The organism is Pedobacter arcticus A12, from assembly GCF_000302595.1.
GTDB lineage: Bacteria > Bacteroidota > Bacteroidia > Sphingobacteriales > Sphingobacteriaceae > Pseudopedobacter > Pseudopedobacter arcticus.
This window is the reverse complement of sequence record NZ_JH947128.1, coordinates 25,458-42,722: the sequence shown is the minus strand read 5'-3', so window position 1 is coordinate 42,722 and position 17,265 is coordinate 25,458. Positions and strand designations below refer to the sequence as shown.

At 37.3% G+C, this 17,265-nt stretch carries 16 protein-coding genes; 12 read left to right on the top strand and 4 right to left on the bottom strand.

The window, feature by feature from the left end; all coding sequences use genetic code 11:
• Positions 1–136: 136 nt before the first annotated feature.
• The gene (locus tag B176_RS0116230) at positions 137–865 is read left to right on the top strand and encodes an acyl-CoA desaturase (protein WP_026063393.1); all 729 of its coding nucleotides are present in this window, start codon (positions 137–139) and stop codon (positions 863–865) included.
• Between the two features lie 265 nt (positions 866–1,130).
• On the opposite strand, the gene B176_RS21070 is transcribed toward B176_RS0116230, so the two are convergent.
• On the bottom strand, positions 1,131–1,313 hold the full coding sequence (locus B176_RS21070) for a hypothetical protein (RefSeq protein WP_154648021.1): 183 nt from the start codon (positions 1,311–1,313) through the stop codon (positions 1,131–1,133).
• Between B176_RS21070 and B176_RS0116225 the strand changes: the two genes are divergently transcribed.
• The 11 genes from B176_RS0116225 (at position 1,308) to B176_RS0116175 (ending at position 11,623) form a co-directional block, all read left to right on the top strand.
• On the top strand, positions 1,308–1,967 hold the full coding sequence (locus tag B176_RS0116225) for an N-acetyltransferase (RefSeq protein ID WP_017259886.1): 660 nt from the start codon (positions 1,308–1,310) through the stop codon (positions 1,965–1,967). The genes B176_RS21070 and B176_RS0116225 overlap by 6 nt on opposite strands.
• Before the next feature lie 102 nt (positions 1,968–2,069).
• Positions 2,070–3,263 (top strand): argininosuccinate synthase, encoded by a 1,194-nt coding sequence (argG, locus tag B176_RS0116220; protein WP_017259885.1) that lies wholly within the window; start codon positions 2,070–2,072, stop codon positions 3,261–3,263.
• An 80-nt stretch (positions 3,264–3,343) separates the two neighbouring features.
• Positions 3,344–4,411, top strand: coding sequence for an N-acetyl-gamma-glutamyl-phosphate reductase (gene argC / locus B176_RS0116215; protein WP_017259884.1), 1,068 nt, complete (start codon positions 3,344–3,346; stop codon positions 4,409–4,411).
• Positions 4,412–4,439: 28 nt separating this feature from the next.
• A complete protein-coding gene (locus B176_RS0116210) occupies positions 4,440–4,793 on the top strand; it encodes a four helix bundle protein (protein WP_017259883.1) in 354 nt (117 codons plus the stop codon).
• 86 nt (positions 4,794–4,879) lie between these two features.
• A complete protein-coding gene (locus tag B176_RS0116205) occupies positions 4,880–6,007 on the top strand; it encodes an aspartate aminotransferase family protein (protein ID WP_017259882.1) in 1,128 nt (375 codons plus the stop codon).
• A gap of 34 nt (positions 6,008–6,041) precedes the next feature.
• Positions 6,042–6,215: a hypothetical protein gene (locus B176_RS21065; protein WP_017259881.1), complete on the top strand. Its 174-nt coding sequence runs from the start codon at positions 6,042–6,044 to the stop codon at positions 6,213–6,215.
• Positions 6,216–6,232: 17 nt separating this feature from the next.
• Positions 6,233–7,189 (top strand): Rossmann-fold NAD(P)-binding domain-containing protein, encoded by a 957-nt coding sequence (locus B176_RS0116195; protein WP_017259880.1) that lies wholly within the window; start codon positions 6,233–6,235, stop codon positions 7,187–7,189.
• Between the two features lie 60 nt (positions 7,190–7,249).
• On the top strand, positions 7,250–8,137 hold the full coding sequence (gene argB, locus B176_RS0116190) for an acetylglutamate kinase (protein WP_017259879.1): 888 nt from the start codon (positions 7,250–7,252) through the stop codon (positions 8,135–8,137).
• A 177-nt stretch (positions 8,138–8,314) separates the two neighbouring features.
• Positions 8,315–9,157: a pyrroline-5-carboxylate reductase gene (gene proC, locus B176_RS0116185; RefSeq protein WP_262495938.1), complete on the top strand. Its 843-nt coding sequence runs from the start codon at positions 8,315–8,317 to the stop codon at positions 9,155–9,157.
• Between the two features lie 56 nt (positions 9,158–9,213).
• A complete protein-coding gene (locus B176_RS0116180; protein ID WP_017259877.1) occupies positions 9,214–10,278 on the top strand; it encodes a M20 family metallo-hydrolase in 1,065 nt (354 codons plus the stop codon).
• 250 nt (positions 10,279–10,528) lie between these two features.
• The gene (locus B176_RS0116175; protein ID WP_026063391.1) at positions 10,529–11,623 is read left to right on the top strand and encodes a Fic family protein; all 1,095 of its coding nucleotides are present in this window, start codon (positions 10,529–10,531) and stop codon (positions 11,621–11,623) included.
• A 167-nt stretch (positions 11,624–11,790) separates the two neighbouring features.
• On the opposite strand, the gene B176_RS0116170 is transcribed toward B176_RS0116175, so the two are convergent.
• From B176_RS0116170 to B176_RS0116155, 3 genes are all read right to left on the bottom strand, one after another.
• Positions 11,791–12,804, bottom strand: coding sequence for a hypothetical protein (locus B176_RS0116170; protein ID WP_017259875.1), 1,014 nt, complete (start codon positions 12,802–12,804; stop codon positions 11,791–11,793).
• A gap of 79 nt (positions 12,805–12,883) precedes the next feature.
• Positions 12,884–14,416 carry a 2-oxoglutarate dehydrogenase complex dihydrolipoyllysine-residue succinyltransferase gene (odhB, locus tag B176_RS0116160; RefSeq protein ID WP_017259873.1) on the bottom strand — a complete coding sequence of 511 codons (1,533 nt, stop codon included), beginning with the start codon at positions 14,414–14,416 and terminating at the stop codon, positions 12,884–12,886.
• A 24-nt stretch (positions 14,417–14,440) separates the two neighbouring features.
• On the bottom strand, positions 14,441–17,242 hold the full coding sequence (locus B176_RS0116155) for a 2-oxoglutarate dehydrogenase E1 component (protein WP_017259872.1): 2,802 nt from the start codon (positions 17,240–17,242) through the stop codon (positions 14,441–14,443).
• Positions 17,243–17,265 lie beyond the last annotated feature (23 nt).

The window sequence follows — 17,265 nt, the reverse complement described above, 5'->3', positions numbered from 1 at the left end:
CTGACGGATAATTAAGTTTAATGCCATAATTCAGTTATTTTTTTGCACAAATGATTATTGTCACGCTATAATCTGCAATCATTGGTTAAATTCGCCACTTAATTCAAATTCATAAATTTACAATAACAGCGCAAGCATGTACATTATTATATTTTTCATTGCTCACTGGTTCATCTCTTTGTTTGTACAAACCTTTTTTCTGCACAGGTACGCGTCACATAAGATGTTTCATCTTAACAGTTTCTGGTATAAATTCTTTTATATTTTAACTTATGTTGGTCAGGGTGCATCTTATCTAAAACCAAAAGCTTACGCTATTATGCACCGTATGCACCATGCTTTTAGTGATACGGAAAAAGATCCGCACTCTCCTCATTTTTTTGAAGACGTATTTCAAATGATGTGGAACACCCGTGGAACCTACCATATTTTTGAAAAAGATTTGGAACAGCCAGAGCCACAGTTTAGAGGAGACTATGCCGAATGGAAGTTGATTGATGATTTAGGCACTTCAGTGTTTTCTAGAGTCTTGTTTTCTTTAGGATACGTTGCGTTTTATGTAGCCTTTGCTACACAATGGTGGATGTGGTTACTGTTGCCTTTCCATTTTGTAATGGGACCTTTACATGGCGCTATTGTTAACTGGTGCGGTCATAAATACGGGTATTCCAATTTTGATAATGATGATAAATCAAAAAACACCACACCATTTGATTTTTTAATGCTTGGCGAACTGTTCCAGAACAATCATCATAAATTCCCGAACAGTGCAAACTTCGCAAAAAAGTGGTTTGAGATTGATCCTGTTTATCCGGTGCTCAAAGTAATGCATTGGTGTCGCATCATCAGACTAAAGAAAGTGTAAGGTAGTTTAAGCAATAGTTCAATATTTGAAACCGCTCTTAAATTTATTTTAAGGCGGTTTTTTTTGTATTTGCGTTTTGGCTTTATTAGTGTAGTGTAAAAACCGATGATTAATTGCGTTAAATGTTGTATTTAAAGAAAATTATGCGCTATTTTGCGTTGCAATACAGGGTTTAATGCCTGCTATTTTAAAAGATGAAACAAAATAATTTACATATACAATTCAGTAATACTCCTGCTCAGGTGTATGCTGTTTCTATGTTTATTTATTTACCTTCTTTCAGAACAATATCATTGCGACGAAGACCGCTATCTGCTCCCAGATTTTGATTGGTCTGAGAACGGAAATAACCCCCTTTACGCCATCGGTGAGCGATGGTTTCATCAAAAAAAGACTTATTGTTGTATAACAGAAAACGTGGGTACAATCCCCACCTCAATAAATGCATAATCCCGATTTTAATATATTAGTTGCAGGTCTACAGCATGTTGGTTTTGCAGAAACCATTTGTAATGAAATGGAAGTTTCTGCAAAAGCAAGAGGTACTGGTATTGCAAAACGTTCTCCAGAATATATTTCAAATAAAATGCTGGAAGGCAAAGCAGTTATCGCTTTGCATAAAGATGGTACTTGGGCAGGATTTTGTTATATCGAAACCTGGAGCCATGGAGATTTTGTAGCAAACTCAGGCTTAATCGTTAACCCTATTTACCGTAAGTGTGGTTTGGCAAAAGCCATTAAAACCAAGGTTTTTCAGCTTTCCAGACAAAAATATCCTGATGCAAAAATATTTGGTTTAACAACCGGCTTAGCCGTAATGAAAATCAATTCTGATTTAGGATACGAACCGGTTACCTACTCTGAACTTACCCAAGATGAAAAGTTTTGGGATGGATGTAGAAGCTGTGTTAATTATGATATTCTGGTAAGTAAAGGTCGCCAAAACTGTATGTGTACAGCGATGCTTTACGACCCCGCAGAAAAAAAAGTAGAGGAAGAAGAACGTTTTAAACAAATAACAAAAAAGGCAACCCTTTTTAAAAGAATAGAAGCAAAACTGAAAAGCTTCACAAAAATCATAGGAATAAGTTTGGCGAATTAAAAAAAAAGATTTGAGATGATAGATATTAGATTTGAGAAAACGCCTAACGGCAAACTCAAAAGGTCTTATATCTAACATCCCAATACTCATATCTAAAAATACATGAAGAAAAAAGTTGTTTTAGCATTTAGCGGAGGTTTAGATACCTCATTTTGTTGTATATATTTAACGAAGGATTTAGATTTAGAAGTGCATTCTGTTATTGTAAATACAGGTGGTTTTTCTGATGAAGAATTGAAGCAGATTGAAGAACGAGCATACAGTTTAGGCGTAAAATCCCACCATGCAGTTGATGCTGTTAAAGGTTATTACGATGATTATCTGAAGTATTTGGTTTTTGGTAATGTATTGAAAAATAATACGTATCCACTTTCTGTAAGTGCAGAACGAGTTACTCAGGCCACAGCAATAGCAAATTACGCAAAAGAGATTAACGCTGATTTTGTAGCCCATGGAAGCACTGGAGCGGGAAATGATCAAGTTCGTTTCGATATGATTTTTAATATCGTGATTCCTAAAGTAGGCATCATTACACCAATCAGAGATTTAAAACTAAGTCGCGACGCGGAGATTGAATACCTGCACAAACATGGTGTAGAGGTTAACGCAGAAAAAGCACAATATTCAATCAATAAAGGAATTTGGGGAACTTCCGTTGGCGGAAAAGAAACTTTATCATCAAAAGGAATGTTGCCAGAAGAGGCCTGGCCAACTCAGGTTACTAAAAGCACTCCAGAAGATTTAGAGCTTGAATTTTTAAAAGGGGAGTTAATCGCCGTAAACGGAAAAAAATACAAGCATCCGTCAGAAGCAATTCAGGCATTGCAAGAAATTGCTGCACCTTTTGGAATTGGTAGAGATATCCACGTGGGTGATACCATTATTGGGATTAAAGGACGCGTAGGTTTTGAAGCGGCTGCACCGATGGTGATTATCAAAGCACACCATGCTTTAGAAAAGCATACATTAACCAAATGGCAGTTGAGCTGGAAAGATCAGTTGTCGATGTTTTACGGAAACTGGATGCATGAGGGGCAGTTTCATGACCCAATTATGCGTGATATCGAGGCTTTTTTGACCAATACTCAAAAAACGGTAAACGGAAAAGTATTTATACAGTTATTCCCTTATCGATTTGTGGTTATCGGAATTGAATCTGAAAACGATTTAATGAGCAGTAAATTTGGTAGCTACGGCGAAATGAACGAAGGTTATACTGGAGAAGATGTTAAAGGATTCTCTAAGATTTTTGGAAATCAAGTAGCTATTTGGCATAAAGTGAATAATGAGGGTTAAGGTATACGGTGTGAGGTAAAAGGTCTGCATGGCTTTTAAATCTTCCACCCTAAACCTTTCACCTCAAACCTTATAAAAAGATGAAAAAGATTAAAGCAGGGATTGTAGGCGGAGCAGGTTATACAGGCGGTGAATTATTAAGGATTTTAGTTAATCATCCAAACGTTGATATTGCTTTTGTTCATAGTAATAGTAACGCTGGAAATTTAGTTTCAGATGTTCACACTGATTTATTCGGTGATACCGATTTGAAGTTTACCAATGAGCTTTCGCAGGATATTGATGTGCTTTTCCTTTGTGTGGGGCATGGCGACGCCAGAAAGTTTTTAGAAGCAAATAAGTTCGAAGACAGAATTAAAATCATTGATTTATCTCAGGATTTCAGACTTAAAAATAGTTCAGAGTTAAAAGTGCAAAGTATAAAGTCCGATCAGCAACTTTCAACTTTCAACTCTCGACTTTTTACTTACGGCTTGCCTGAATTGAACAAAGAAAAAATAAAATCGGCAACCAATATTGCCAATCCTGGTTGTTTTGCAACTTGTTTGCAGTTGGGCTTATTGCCTTTGGCAGCTGCTGGTTTGTTAAAATCTGAAGTGCATATTTCGGCAACAACAGGTTCAACTGGTGCCGGGCAAAAACCAGGAGCAACATCCCATTTTAGCTGGAGAAATAATAATTTATCGGTTTATAAAGCTTTCGAACATCAGCATTTAAATGAAATTGGTGAAACCTTAAATAGCTTTTCTCCGCTTGAAGATAAAAACTTGAACGGCACTCCCTCTCCTTCGGAGAGGGCTGGGGTGAGGCTCAACTTTATTCCATACCGAGGAGCATTTCCCCGTGGAATTATAGCATCCATTTATACCGACTGTGATTTAAGGTTGGAAGAAGCAGAGAAACTTTATCAGGATTTTTATAAAGATGCTCCTTTCACACATGTGAGTAAAGCTAACATCGATTTAAAGCAAGTGGTAAATACCAACAAATGCTTAATCCATTTAGAAAAACACGGTGATAAATTGTTGATTTTATCCATCACAGACAATTTATTAAAGGGTGCATCCGGACAAGCAGTACAAAATATGAACTTGATGTTTGGGTTGGATGAGAAAGCAGGGTTGAGGTTGAAGGCTTCTTATTTTTAGTTGAAAGTTCAAAGTTTAAAGTGACGACATGCAAAATTATAAGGATCTTCAAGTCTGGAAAAAATCACATGAGCTTACTCTAGAGATTTATAAAATCACTAAGAGTTTTCCGAAAGAAGAAATTTTTGGTTTAGTTAGTCAATTACGACGATCCGGATATTCAATCCCCACAAATATTGCAGAAGGTTCTGGTAGATTTACTCAAAAGGACTTTGCTAACTTTCTACAAATCTCACTAGGTTCCTCACAGGAAGCCGAGTATTTAATTTTTCTTTCGAAGGAACTCAATTATATTTCTGAGACAGATTTTATTACACTTAACAAATCAATAGGAGAAATTAAAGCTATGCTGATTTCTCTTATTAAAAAGGTAAGACTTTAAAACCCAAGTCAATTTTATATTGATTTTTTTAAAAAGCTAGGTGGAACTTTAAACTTTTCACTCTCAACTTTAAACTTTTAAAAAGAATGAAATTATTCGACGTATACCCAATCAACAATATCAACATTGTAAAAGGCCAAGGTAGCCTAGTTTGGGACAGTAAAGGACAAGAATATTTAGATTTATACGGCGGTCACGCGGTGATTTCTATCGGACATACGCATCCGCATTATGTAAAGCGATTGACCGACCAGTTGAATCAGATTGGTTTTTATTCCAATTCAATTGAAATTCCGTTGCAGGTAGAACTGGCCGAAAAATTAGGACAGGTTTCTGGCAAGGAAGACTACCAATTGTTTTTATGTAACTCCGGCGCTGAAGCGAACGAAAATGCTTTAAAGCTAGCTTCTTTTGCTAACGGAAGAAAGAAAATAATTTCTTTTACCAAAGCTTTTCACGGTAGAACTTCTTTGGCGGTTTCTGTAACGGATAACCCTAAGATTATCGCTCCGGTTAACCAAAATCCAAATTCAATTATTTTGCCTTTTAACGATGTAAAAGCACTGAAAGCAGTTTTTGAAGATGAAGGAGAAGAAATTTGTGCAGTAATTATCGAAGGAATTCAAGGCGTGGGTGGAATTAGGGTAGCTAGCAACGAATTTCTACAGGCTATACGTTCATTGTGTGATCAGCATGGAGCTTATTTTATCGCGGATTCTGTTCAGTGTGGTTACGGTAGAAGTGGCAAGTTCTACTCTCAAGATTTTGCAGGAGTAGACGCTGATATTTATTCCATGGCAAAAGGAATGGGTAACGGGTTTCCAATTGGAGCCATCAGTATCAGTCCGAAATTAAAGCCTTGGCATGGTATGTTGGGGACTACTTTTGGTGGTAACCATTTAGCCTGTGCTGCTGCGTTGGCAGTTTTAGAAGTAATTGAACAAGATTATTTGATTGCTAACGCTGGAAAAGGTGGAGATTATTTGATTGCTGAATTAAAGAAGTTTGATAAAATTACCGAGGTAAGAGGAAGAGGGTTAATGATTGGAATAGATTTACCCGAGGAATTAGCACATGTAAAAAAAGAATTGCTTTTTAAACATCATATATTTACAGGAGCAGCTAGTCCAAATGTGATTAGGTTGTTACCTGCATTAAATTTAACAATGGCACACGCGGATAGATTCTTAGAAGCATTTTCTAAAGAGATGTAAGTCTATTTATATTCCAGTATAACGCACTTAGTTAATGAAAGAAAATAAAAGTGATCGTCAAAATAATTTGGGGGATTATAAGTCATTTTTAAGTACTAATAGTGTTTTACCTCCGCATGTAGTAGACGGAATTAAGAAAGGTCAGCAAGAAGGTAAACTAAACCTTACAAAACCTACTGACGAAGTAATGAAAAAATATAAATTGTAATTTATCAACTCCAATCAATGAAATTATTCTCTTCTGTAAACGACGTAACCGATATTCAACAATTACTTTCCGATGCGATTTCGTTAAAGAAAAAACCTTTTGTTGATGAACAGCTAGGCAAGCATAAAACCTTAGGTTTAATTTTCTTAAACCCGAGTTTACGTACCCGTTTAAGTACGCAAAAGGCGGGGATGAACTTAGGAATGCAAGTTATTGTGATGAACTTGGACAAGGAAGGTTGGGCTTTGGAAACTCAGGACGGTGTAATCATGAATGGTACAACAGTGGAGCATATTCGCGAAGCAGCTGGGGTAATGGGGCAATATTGCGATATCATTGGTTTCCGCTCTTTCCCTGGCTTAGTTGACCGAGAGGATGATTATGCAGAAACAATATTCAACAAATTTGTCAAATTCAGCGGTGTGCCGGTGGTAAGTTTAGAGTCGGCAACACGCCATCCTTTACAAAGCTTGGCAGATTTAATCACGATAGAAGAATTAAAAAAAACAGCAAAGCCTAAAGTTGTTTTAACTTGGGCACCTCACGTAAAGCCATTGCCACAAGCAGTTGCGAATTCTTTTGCCGAGTGGATGAACAAAGCAGATTACGATTTTGTAATCACCCATCCGGAAGGTTATGATTTGGCACCTCAATTCGTTGGAGACGCAACAGTAACCAATAATCAGGATGAAGCTTTGTCCGGTGCCGATTTTGTTTATGTGAAAAACTGGTCGTCTTATAACGATTACGGAAAAATTTTAACTGATGGTGAAGGTTGGATGATGACTAACGAGAAGTTAAAATTGACCAATAATGCAGGTGTAATGCATTGTTTGCCGGTACGTAGAGGATTAGAACTTTCTCATGAAATTTTAGACGGACCAAATTCTTTGGTGTTAAACCAAGCAAATAATAGAGTTTGGGCAGCTCAGGCAGTATTAAAGGAGATGTTAGAGAGCATAAGCCTCACCTAATCCTCTCCGAAGGAGAGGACTTTCCTATATTGTCGAAAAAAAACGAGAATAAATAAACTAATGAAATCAAATAACCCACAAAATATATCCACTTCAACCTCCCTCTCCTTAGGAGAGGGTCGGGGTGAGGCTCTCTATGTCATAAAAATTGGCGGCAACGTTATCGATAATTCCGAGAAACTTCACGAGTTTTTAAAAGTTTTTGCTGGCTTAAAGGGGAATAAAATATTGGTTCACGGCGGTGGTAAAATGGCAACTAAATTGGCTGCCGAAATGCATATCGAAGCCAAAATGGTTGATGGACGTAGAGTTACTGATATTGAAACTTTGCGGGTTGTGACGATGGTTTACGCCGGTTTAATCAGCAAGAACTTGGTAGCGCAACTGCAAATGTTTGGCTGTAATGCTTTAGGTTTGAGCGGTGCAGACGGTAATTTGATTAAAGCAAAAAAACGCCCCGTTCAACAAATAAAATCCACAACGGATGCTACAATAAAAGAAGTTGATTTTGGTTTTGTGGGCGATTTAGATGAAAATTCTATTGGTACAGAAAGTCTGACCAAATTAATTGAAGCGGGTTTTATTCCAGTTTTTTCTGCAATCACACACGATGGCAAAAGCCAGCTTTTGAATACCAATGCCGATACAGTTGCTGCTACTTTGGCGGTTGCAATGGCCAAAACTTACGAAACTTCTTTGGTTTATTGTTTCGAGAAAAAAGGCGTTTTGGTCGATGTTGATGATGAAACATCGGTGATTAAAGAAATTGACCCAGTCAAATACGAGGATTTAAAAGCAAAAGGTATTGTTGCCGACGGAATGTTACCTAAATTACATAACGCTTTTGATGCAATTAACAAAGGTGTATCTACAGTTTATATCGGTAAAGCAGATGATTTAAATGATTTGGAAACTGGGAAAGAATTTGGGACTAAATTGGTGAAATAAGTTCTAACCACAGAGAGTGCAGAGCTGAATTGTGGGGGGCTATAAAAGTTAAAATATATCGTCATGTTAAACGATAGTGAAACATCTCACCGCCTGGTATGCATTTTTATATCGAGGCTTTACTTGTGAGATTTCTCGTACCTCGAAATGACGTGGAGAAGAAAAAACTAATGGCTAATTCAAACAGCGACTAATAAACTAAACAAAATGAACTCAAAAAAAATAACCATCATCGGTAGCGGAAATATGGGCTTGTCTTTGGCTAAAGGTTTAGTCAAAAGTGGTTTATACAAAGCTGAAGCTATTACTTTAACGCGTAGAACCTTAAACGGTTTAACAGAATATGCTGAGCAAGGTTTTAACACCACAAATAATAATGCAGAAGCGGTAAAAGGTGCGGATATTATTGTTTTAGCAGTTTTACCTCAGCAGGTAAATAAGGTTCTGGACGAGATTAAATCCTCAATCAATCCAAAAATGCAGTTATTCACTTCGGTAGTTTCGGGCGTAACCTGTAATAATATTAAGGAAAAGCTTTATAAAGATTTAGAAGTTGTACGCGTAATGCCAAACACGGCTATCGCGATACAACAATCTATGACCTGTTTTGCCACTGATAATGCATCGACGGAAAGCTTAGCAACAGTGAAACAGATTTTTGATACCGTAGGTATTTCTATCCAAATCCAAGAGGATTTAATGACTTCTGCGACAGCTTTATGTGCTTGTGGAATCGCATTCTTTTTGCGTTCCATCAGAGCAGCATCCCAAGGCGGCGTTGAAGTGGGCTTCCATGCGCATGATGCATTGATGATGGCTGCGCAAACTGCAAAAGGTGCTGCAGATTTATTGTTGCAATTGGCATCGCACCCAGAACATGAGATTGATAAAGTTACTTCGCCAAAAGGCTGTACCATTGCCGGATTGAATGAAATGGAACATAATGGCTTTAGCTCCGCTATGATTAAAGGTATTAAAATGTCGGCAAAAATTGCTGGTGAGTTGTATACTAAAGAATAAGGAACAAAGAGCAAAGATTTAAGATATAAGAATCAAGGGAAAAAGGATACGTTAGAATGGCTGAAGACTTACTATATGATAATGCAGTTTCACTGCTAAAAAAGTTAATTTCAACACCTTCTTTCAGTAAGGAAGAAGGAGACACTTTTAAAATATTAACTGATTTTTTCACAGAGAGCGGTGTGGATTTCCAAACGAAAGGGTTTAATATTTGGGCTTACAACAAGCATTTCGATGCTAAAAAGCCAACTGTTTTACTCAACTCACATCACGATACCGTAAAGCCAAATAAGAGTTATACTCGTGATCCATTTTCTCCGGATGTGGTAGATGGTAAACTATTTGGTTTGGGAAGTAATGACGCTGGTGGTTGTTTGGTGTCTTTGATTGCTACATTTCTACATTTTTATAATCAGGAAAATTTAAAATATAACATTGCCATTGCCACTACCGCCGAAGAAGAAAATTCTGGTAAAGGTGGATTAGAGTCTATTATTCCAGAGCTTGGTAAGCTTGACTTTGCCATTATCGGCGAACCGACTTTGATGGATTTAGCCATTGCCGAAAAAGGTTTGTTAGTGTTAGATTGTCATGTAAAAGGAAAATCAGGTCATGCTGCCCGTAACGAAGGTGACAATGCAATCTATAAAGCTTTAAGAGATATTGAATGGTTTCAGACCTATCAATTCACTAAGGTTTCGCCAACTTTAGGTCCAATTAAAATGACTGCCACCATCATTAACGCTGGTTCTTTACATAACGTTGTACCCGATAATTGCACTTTTACGGTTGACGTACGTGTAACAGATGCTTACAGTAATGAAGATGTATTGAAAATTATCCGCCAATTTGTGAATTGCGAGGTTATCCCGCGTTCTATTAGGTTAAAGCCATCATCTATCCCAAAAGAACACCCAATTGTACAAGCTGGAATTGCTTTAGGTAAAAAAACTTATGGCTCGCCAACCACTTCAGATCAGTCATTACTAGATATTCCATCTTTAAAGTGTGGGCCCGGCGATTCCGCAAGGTCTCATACCGCAGATGAGTATGTGTATGTAAAAGAAATTGAAGAAGGCATTACCGGCTATATTAAGATGATAGAAAAAGTAGTGTTATAAGATTTTTGGCAATACCCCGATGAAAAATCGGGGTCGGGCTTTCTCTCCAATCTTTTTGCTGATGAAAAATTAAAAGGATTTTCGCACCAATCCCTATTGCGGAAAAACACCTCTTTTATAATCGGAATTCTGAGTAAAATCCTCATGTCGATTTAATCGACATGTTATTTTATCGTGTCGATTTTTTTGATTATTTTCGACACGTTATTTTATCATGTCGATTCAATCGACATATAAAAAAAGGAAGAAAATGAAGAAATTCGATAAAAATAAACCTTACAATGCTTTGCCTCCATTGCCTCCAAGAACCAATTTGGAAAGTGTTGAGATTTTAAAAGCAAGCATTGAAGCTAATAAGCTTTTGGCCGAGTTGAAAGGTTATTGCCAAACACTGCCTAATCCGAATTTATTGCTAAACACCATTGTTTTGCAAGAAAGTAAGGAATCCAGCGCCATCGAGAACATTGTGACCACCCAAGATGAGCTTTACCAAGAAACTTTACGAATTTCTGATACCATTAAAAACGCAGCAGCAAAAGAGGTTATCCAATATCGTGAAGCCATGTATTGGGGGTTGGATGAAATGGAGAAAAAAGGTTTCATCACTACCAATTTATTGGTAGGCATTATGCAACGCTTAAGAAATACCGACGAAAATATTAGGAATACACCTGGTACAAAGCTGGCAAACCCGAGCAATAAACAAGTGGTTTACACACCGCCAGAAGGTGATCAAATCATCCGTGAAAAGCTGAAAGCATTAGAGAATTTCATGAATGATGATGATTTTTCTGACTTGGACGGTTTGGTGAAAATGGCTTTGATTCACTACCAGTTCGAATCTATCCACCCATTTTCTGATGGGAACGGGAGAACCGGCAGGATTTTAAATGTGCTTTATCTCATTAACCAAAACTTAATTGGATTACCCGTTTTGTATCTGAGTTATTATATCATCCAAAATAAATCGGATTATTACCGCTTGTTAAGGGAAGTTACCGAAAAAGGAAACTGGGCAGAATGGGTTTTGTTTATTGTAAAAGGAGTGGGAGAAACTTCGGCTTTAACGTTGAAAAAAATCAATGCTATTTTACAATTAAAAGCCGATTCTGAAGCGGATATAAAGAAAGCACTGAAAGCATCTTACTCCAGAGAACTTTGCGATTTGCTATACAGTTATCCATATATCAAAATTAAAATTTTAGAGGAAAATAATATCGCCAAGCGACAAACTGCCTCAGAATATTTGAAAAAACTAGAGAAAATAGGTTTTTTAGATACAGTCAAAATTGGTAAAGAAACCTATTATATCAATAAAGGTTTAATGGATATTTTATCAAGATAAGTCCGAATCCTCATGTCGATTCAATCGACATGTTGTCCTGTCATGTCGATTTTTATCGATTTTTTCGACACGTTATTTTTCATGTCGATTCAATCGACATGAAAAATTTGTTGATTCGGCTTAATATTTTGAATGAATTTTTGGCTCAATACTTTGGGTAAGCAACGCTACCGGCTCAAGTTTTTACTGCCACTAATTCGATAGCGCAAAGAAAAAGCTTGTTGGCTATTAATAATATTATCTAAAAAGTGGAAACTGAGAACAAAACCCCCTTCAACGTTTTTGTAAGAAATAGGCGTCCATCCCAAATCCAATCTGTCGTACTGTTTGGCAGAATAAAACAAATCGCCATTAATTAAATGATGACCTTCGCCAGCGTAAAATGTGTTTTTTAAACTGAACTGCTTATAGCCTGCATATAAATAGCTGATAAATCCTTTCGGAGTTTGGATGCCTGTTATGTTTCTGGTTCTTTCTATCGAAATCATTGGACCTGCGCTAATGGTCAACGAATCTAGAAATGTTCTTTTGCCAAGATCTAAACCAAACTGTAGCTGTACCGCCCCATTATCTTCCAAATGTTGGTTGGGGAGGGAAATTTCTGATAAAGCATTGTGGAACATATAGGCATAATGGCTTAAGTAAAATATCCCTGGCTCGTATTTGCCGGAAAAACCAAATAGAAAGGTTTCGCGGTCTGTGGCAGTTTGTTTGCCTGTCCAATCTATCCAAATATTCTGTTTAAATTCTGCGGTTTGGTATTGATAAAGCATCCCCTCAATATTTGGGCGGAAATAATTTAAAGTATCAGAAAGTAATGCAATTGGATAATCGTCAATTAATCCTACTCGAGGAAAAGCACCTATAAAAAAAGTGTGCTTTTGTTTTTGATATTGGTAATAAACAACAGCATCTACTTTATCCGTAAAATCTTTTGAACCAAAAGTCTTCAGCATATTTACACCAACCCTAAACCGATGTACGCTATCTATCAACAAGCCAATTTCTGGAGAAAAGCGAGCGCCAAAGTAAGTAGGAGAAAACCGGTCTGTTTTAGCATATTCTCTATTGTCTACAAAGCCATGAAAGTCAATAGCACCTTCCAATTGTTGAGCGAAGTTTTGCTTTACTCCTGCAAACGTCAGAATCAGTAAAATAAAAAATAGTTTTTTTAATCTCATGCGTAATGTTTTTCCAAATAAAACAAAAACCTCTGAACTTTTGAAAGCGCAGAGGTTTGATATTTATATATTCAATAAATTAAATGCCTAACAAAAGCCGAGCAGGATCTTCTAAAAGTTGTTTAACTTTTACCAAGAAACTTACTGACTCTCTTCCATCAATTACTCTGTGGTCATAAGAAAGAGCCACATACATAATTGGACGAATTACAACTTGACCGTTTTCTGCAACTGGGCGTTCTACAATATTGTGCATTCCTAAAATTGCAGATTGTGGTGCATTAATGATAGGTGTAGAAAGCATAGAACCAAAAATTCCACCATTGGTAATGGTAAAGTTTCCCCCAGTCATCTCGTCTATTCCTAACTTACCATCTCTTGCTCTAACCGCTAATCTTACTACTTCTTTCTCAATCTCGGCCATCGTCATGCTTTCAGCATTTCTGATTACAGGTACTACCAAGCCTTTTGGTGCCGATACTGCAATAGAAACATCAGCAAAGTTGCTGTAAACTATTTCTTCACCGTCAATCCTTGCACCTACAGCTGGGAAATCTTTTAAAGCTTCGGTAACTGCTTTGGTAAAGAAAGACATAAAACCTAAGCCTACGCCATGCTTTTCTTTGAATGAATCCTTGTATTTTTTTCTCAGTTCCATGATAGGCGCCATGTTTACTTCGTTAAAAGTAGTTAACATCGCAGTTTCGTTTTTCACGGTAACCAAACGTTTTGAAATCGTTTTACGTAAAGAAGTCATCTTCTCTCTACGTTCATCTCTAGCTCCAGCAATTGCCGGTGCAGAAGTGTTACCTGTAGTTTTCGATACAGCACTTTCTACTTTCGCCTTTGAACTGTCAACCTTTTGGGCGTTCATTGCATCCTCTTTTGTAATTCTACCATCTACGCCAGTACTTTTAACGTCTTTAGTGTCAATACCTTTTTCTGCTAAAATTTTTGCAGCAGCAGGTGATGGAGATTTATCTGCGTAAGAAGTCCCTGATTTTTCAGTCGGTGCAACGCTGTCAACTTTTGACTTTTGACTTTCAACTTTTGCACCACCAGAAATCGTTGCTACAACAGCGCCAATAGCTAGAGTGTCACCTTCGTTAGCAACAGTATTTAATATGCCAGCTGCTTCTGCAGGTAATTCAAAAGTTGCTTTATCAGATTCTAATTCCGCAATTACTTCGTCTAGTTCCACGTAATCACCGTTTTGTTTTAACCATGTGGTTAAAGTAACTTCAGTGATGGATTCACCAACACTAGGTACTTTAATTGTAGTTTCTTTAGCTTCAGATTTGGAATCATTAGCAGGTTTTTCTTCAGTTTTCTCTTCGCTTTCAGCTTCTGGCTTTTCGCTTTCAGCATTCCCCGCTCCACCTTCTTCAATTTTACAAACTAAGGCACCAATTTCAAGAGTGTCGCCTTCTTTTGCTACCAACTTTAATGTTCCGGCACTTTCTGCTGTTAATTCAAAAGTTGCTTTGTCAGATTCTAATTCGGCAATAACTTCATCCATTTCAACATGGTCGCCATCATTTTTAAGCCATTTAGCTAATATAACTTCTGTAATTGATTCGCCTACTGCGGGTACTTTAATTTCTAAGCTCATAATTTCTTTAATATAACCTCGTCACTAATCTACCTTAGCTGTTTTGGCTTTAGAGGTTTTTTTAACTATTTCTTTTACTTGTTCTACGTTTTCTAAATTAAAAGCCTTTGCAACAATCGCAGCTTGTTCTGCCAAATGTTGTTTAGCAAATCCGGTTGCAGGGCTACTTGCAGGCTTTCTAGAGATTACCTCAAAATTAAAATCAGACTTTCTGAAAATACGGCAAATAAACGGCCAAGGTCCCATGTTTTCTGGTTCTTCCTGTACCCAAATAAATTTTGCCTTATTGTATTTAGCTTTAATTGCATCTAATTGTTTGTAAGGCGTAGGGTACATTTGCTCTAACCTTACTACTGCAACATCGTTGCGTTTATCTTTTTCTTGCTCTTCCAAAAGATCGTAGTAAATTTTACCAGAGCAAATTAATACTCTTTCTACTTTATCTGCCTTAGCATTTTTATCATCAATTACTTCTTGGAATTTTCCATCAGTAAAATCAGTTAAAGGCGATACACATTTTGGAAATCTTAATAAGCTTTTTGGCGAGAAGTTGATCAATGGCTTACGGATATCTCTTTTTAACTGACGGCGTAATGCATGGAAAAACTGAGCTGGTGTAGTACAGTTGATTACCTGTATGTTATATTCGGCACAAAGTTCTAAGAAACGCTCAATCCTTGCAGAAGAGTGTTCTGGACCTTGTCCTTCATAACCGTGGGGCAGTAATAGGACTAAACCATTTGCTCTTTGCCATTTAGTTTCGGCAGAGGAAATATATTGGTCAAAAATAATTTGGGCACCGTTGAAGAAATCTCCAAATTGTGCTTCCCAAATGGTTAAAGCGTTAGGGTTTGCCATGGCATAACCATACTCAAAACCTAAAACACCGTATTCGGAAAGGTGTGAGTTGTAAATCTCGAAAGGCGCTTGTGTTGCGGAGACATGCTCAATAGGCGTGTATTCCTCTTCAGAGTCTTCCATTTTAACCACGGCATGCCTGTGAGAGAAAGTTCCACGCTCTACATCCTGTCCGCTCATTCTTACTCTTATGCCCTCGTTAACTAAAGTTGCATAGGCCATTAATTCGCCCATAGCCCAGTCAAAGACATGAGTTTCGGTAGCCATTTTTAAACGCTCGCCAAAAAGACGCTCTATTTTGCCCAAGAATTTTTTATCCTTAGGTAACTGAGATATGCTTTTAGAGATTTCGAGAAAAACTTTTTTGCTAACGCCGGTCTCTGGAGATGTTTCAAAATCCTCTTGTTTAGAAAACCTCATTTTACTCCAAGCACCAGAGAAAGCTGGGTTTGTTGGTGCACCTGGGTCTTCTTTAGATTCGTTCAAACGCTCTTGAAGCAGGTCTTTAAATTCCTTCTCCATCTGCTTTGCCAACTTAATATCTACCGCACCAGAAGAAAGCAATTTCTCCACATAGATTTCTCTGGGGTTAGGGTGTTTTTCTATGATTTTGTAAAGCAACGGTTGGGTAAAACGCGGTTCATCAGCCTCGTTATGTCCATACCTACGGTAACATAAAATATCAATAAACACATCATTATGGAAACGCTGACGGTATTCCATCGCCATATTAATGGCATATACTACAGATTCAACATCGTCGCCATTTACATGGAAAACTGGAGAAAGTGTAACTTTTGCAATATCTGTACAATAGGTTGATGAGCGAGCATCTTTATAGTTGGTGGTGAAACCAACTTGGTTGTTAATTACCAAATGGATAGTCCCGCCGGTTTTGTAGGCATCTAATTTAGACATCTGTAAAACTTCGTAAACCAAACCTTGTCCAGCAACAGAGGCATCGCCGTGTAAAAGAATTGGGGCAATACGTTTGTAGTCGCTCTGGTATTTTAAATCCATTTTAGAACGGGTGATACCTTCAACAACGGCAGCAACTGTTTCTAAATGCGATGGATTTGGGCAAAGACTCAAGTGTACCTTTTTTGATGAAGAAGTTTCAACATCAGATGAAAATCCTAAATGGTATTTAACGTCTCCACCAAAAGGAAGGTCTTTGTTGTATTTTCCTTCAAATTCAGAAAACACATCTTTATAGGTTTTGCCCATAATGTTGGTTAAAACATTTAACCTTCCACGGTGTGCCATTCCAATAACAAATTCCTCTATTCCTAAATCTGCACCTTTTTCAATTACAGAATCTAAAGCTGGGATTAATGCTTCTGCACCTTCAAGTGAGAATCTTTTCTGACCCAAAAACTTAGTCCCCAAAAAGCTTTCAAAAGCAACCGCTTGGTTTAGCTTATTAAGAATTCTCTTCTTAGTTTCTACATTAAAATCAGGCTTGTTTCTGGTTTTTTCCATACGCTCCTCAAACCATTTTAGTTTGATAGGGTTACGCATGTAAGTATATTCGATACCAATTGACTGGCTGTAAGTGTCTTCCAGTAATTGGTAAATGTCTTTCAATTTAGATGGGCCTAAGCCTACCTCAACACCTGCGTTAAATACAGTTTCAAGATCTGTTTGTGCTAATCCAAAAGTTTCTAGGTCTTTCCCAGGAAAATATTTTCTTCTTTCTCTAACAGGATTTGTTTTGGTAAAAAGGTGCCCACGACTACGGTAACCGTAAATCATGTTAAGCACATTAATTTCTTTTAAAACATGAGCCGGTGGAGAACCATCTGCTGTTGTTTCCGTAGTTTCAGTTTCAGACTGTTGTCCGAAATCAAAACCTTCAAAAAATTTCTGCCACCCGAAATCTACTGACTGAGGATCTTCTTTGTACGATTGATATAAAGAATCAATATAGGCTGAATCTGCGTTGCTGAGATAAGATAAAGTATCCATCTAAAATTTAATATGGTTCGTTT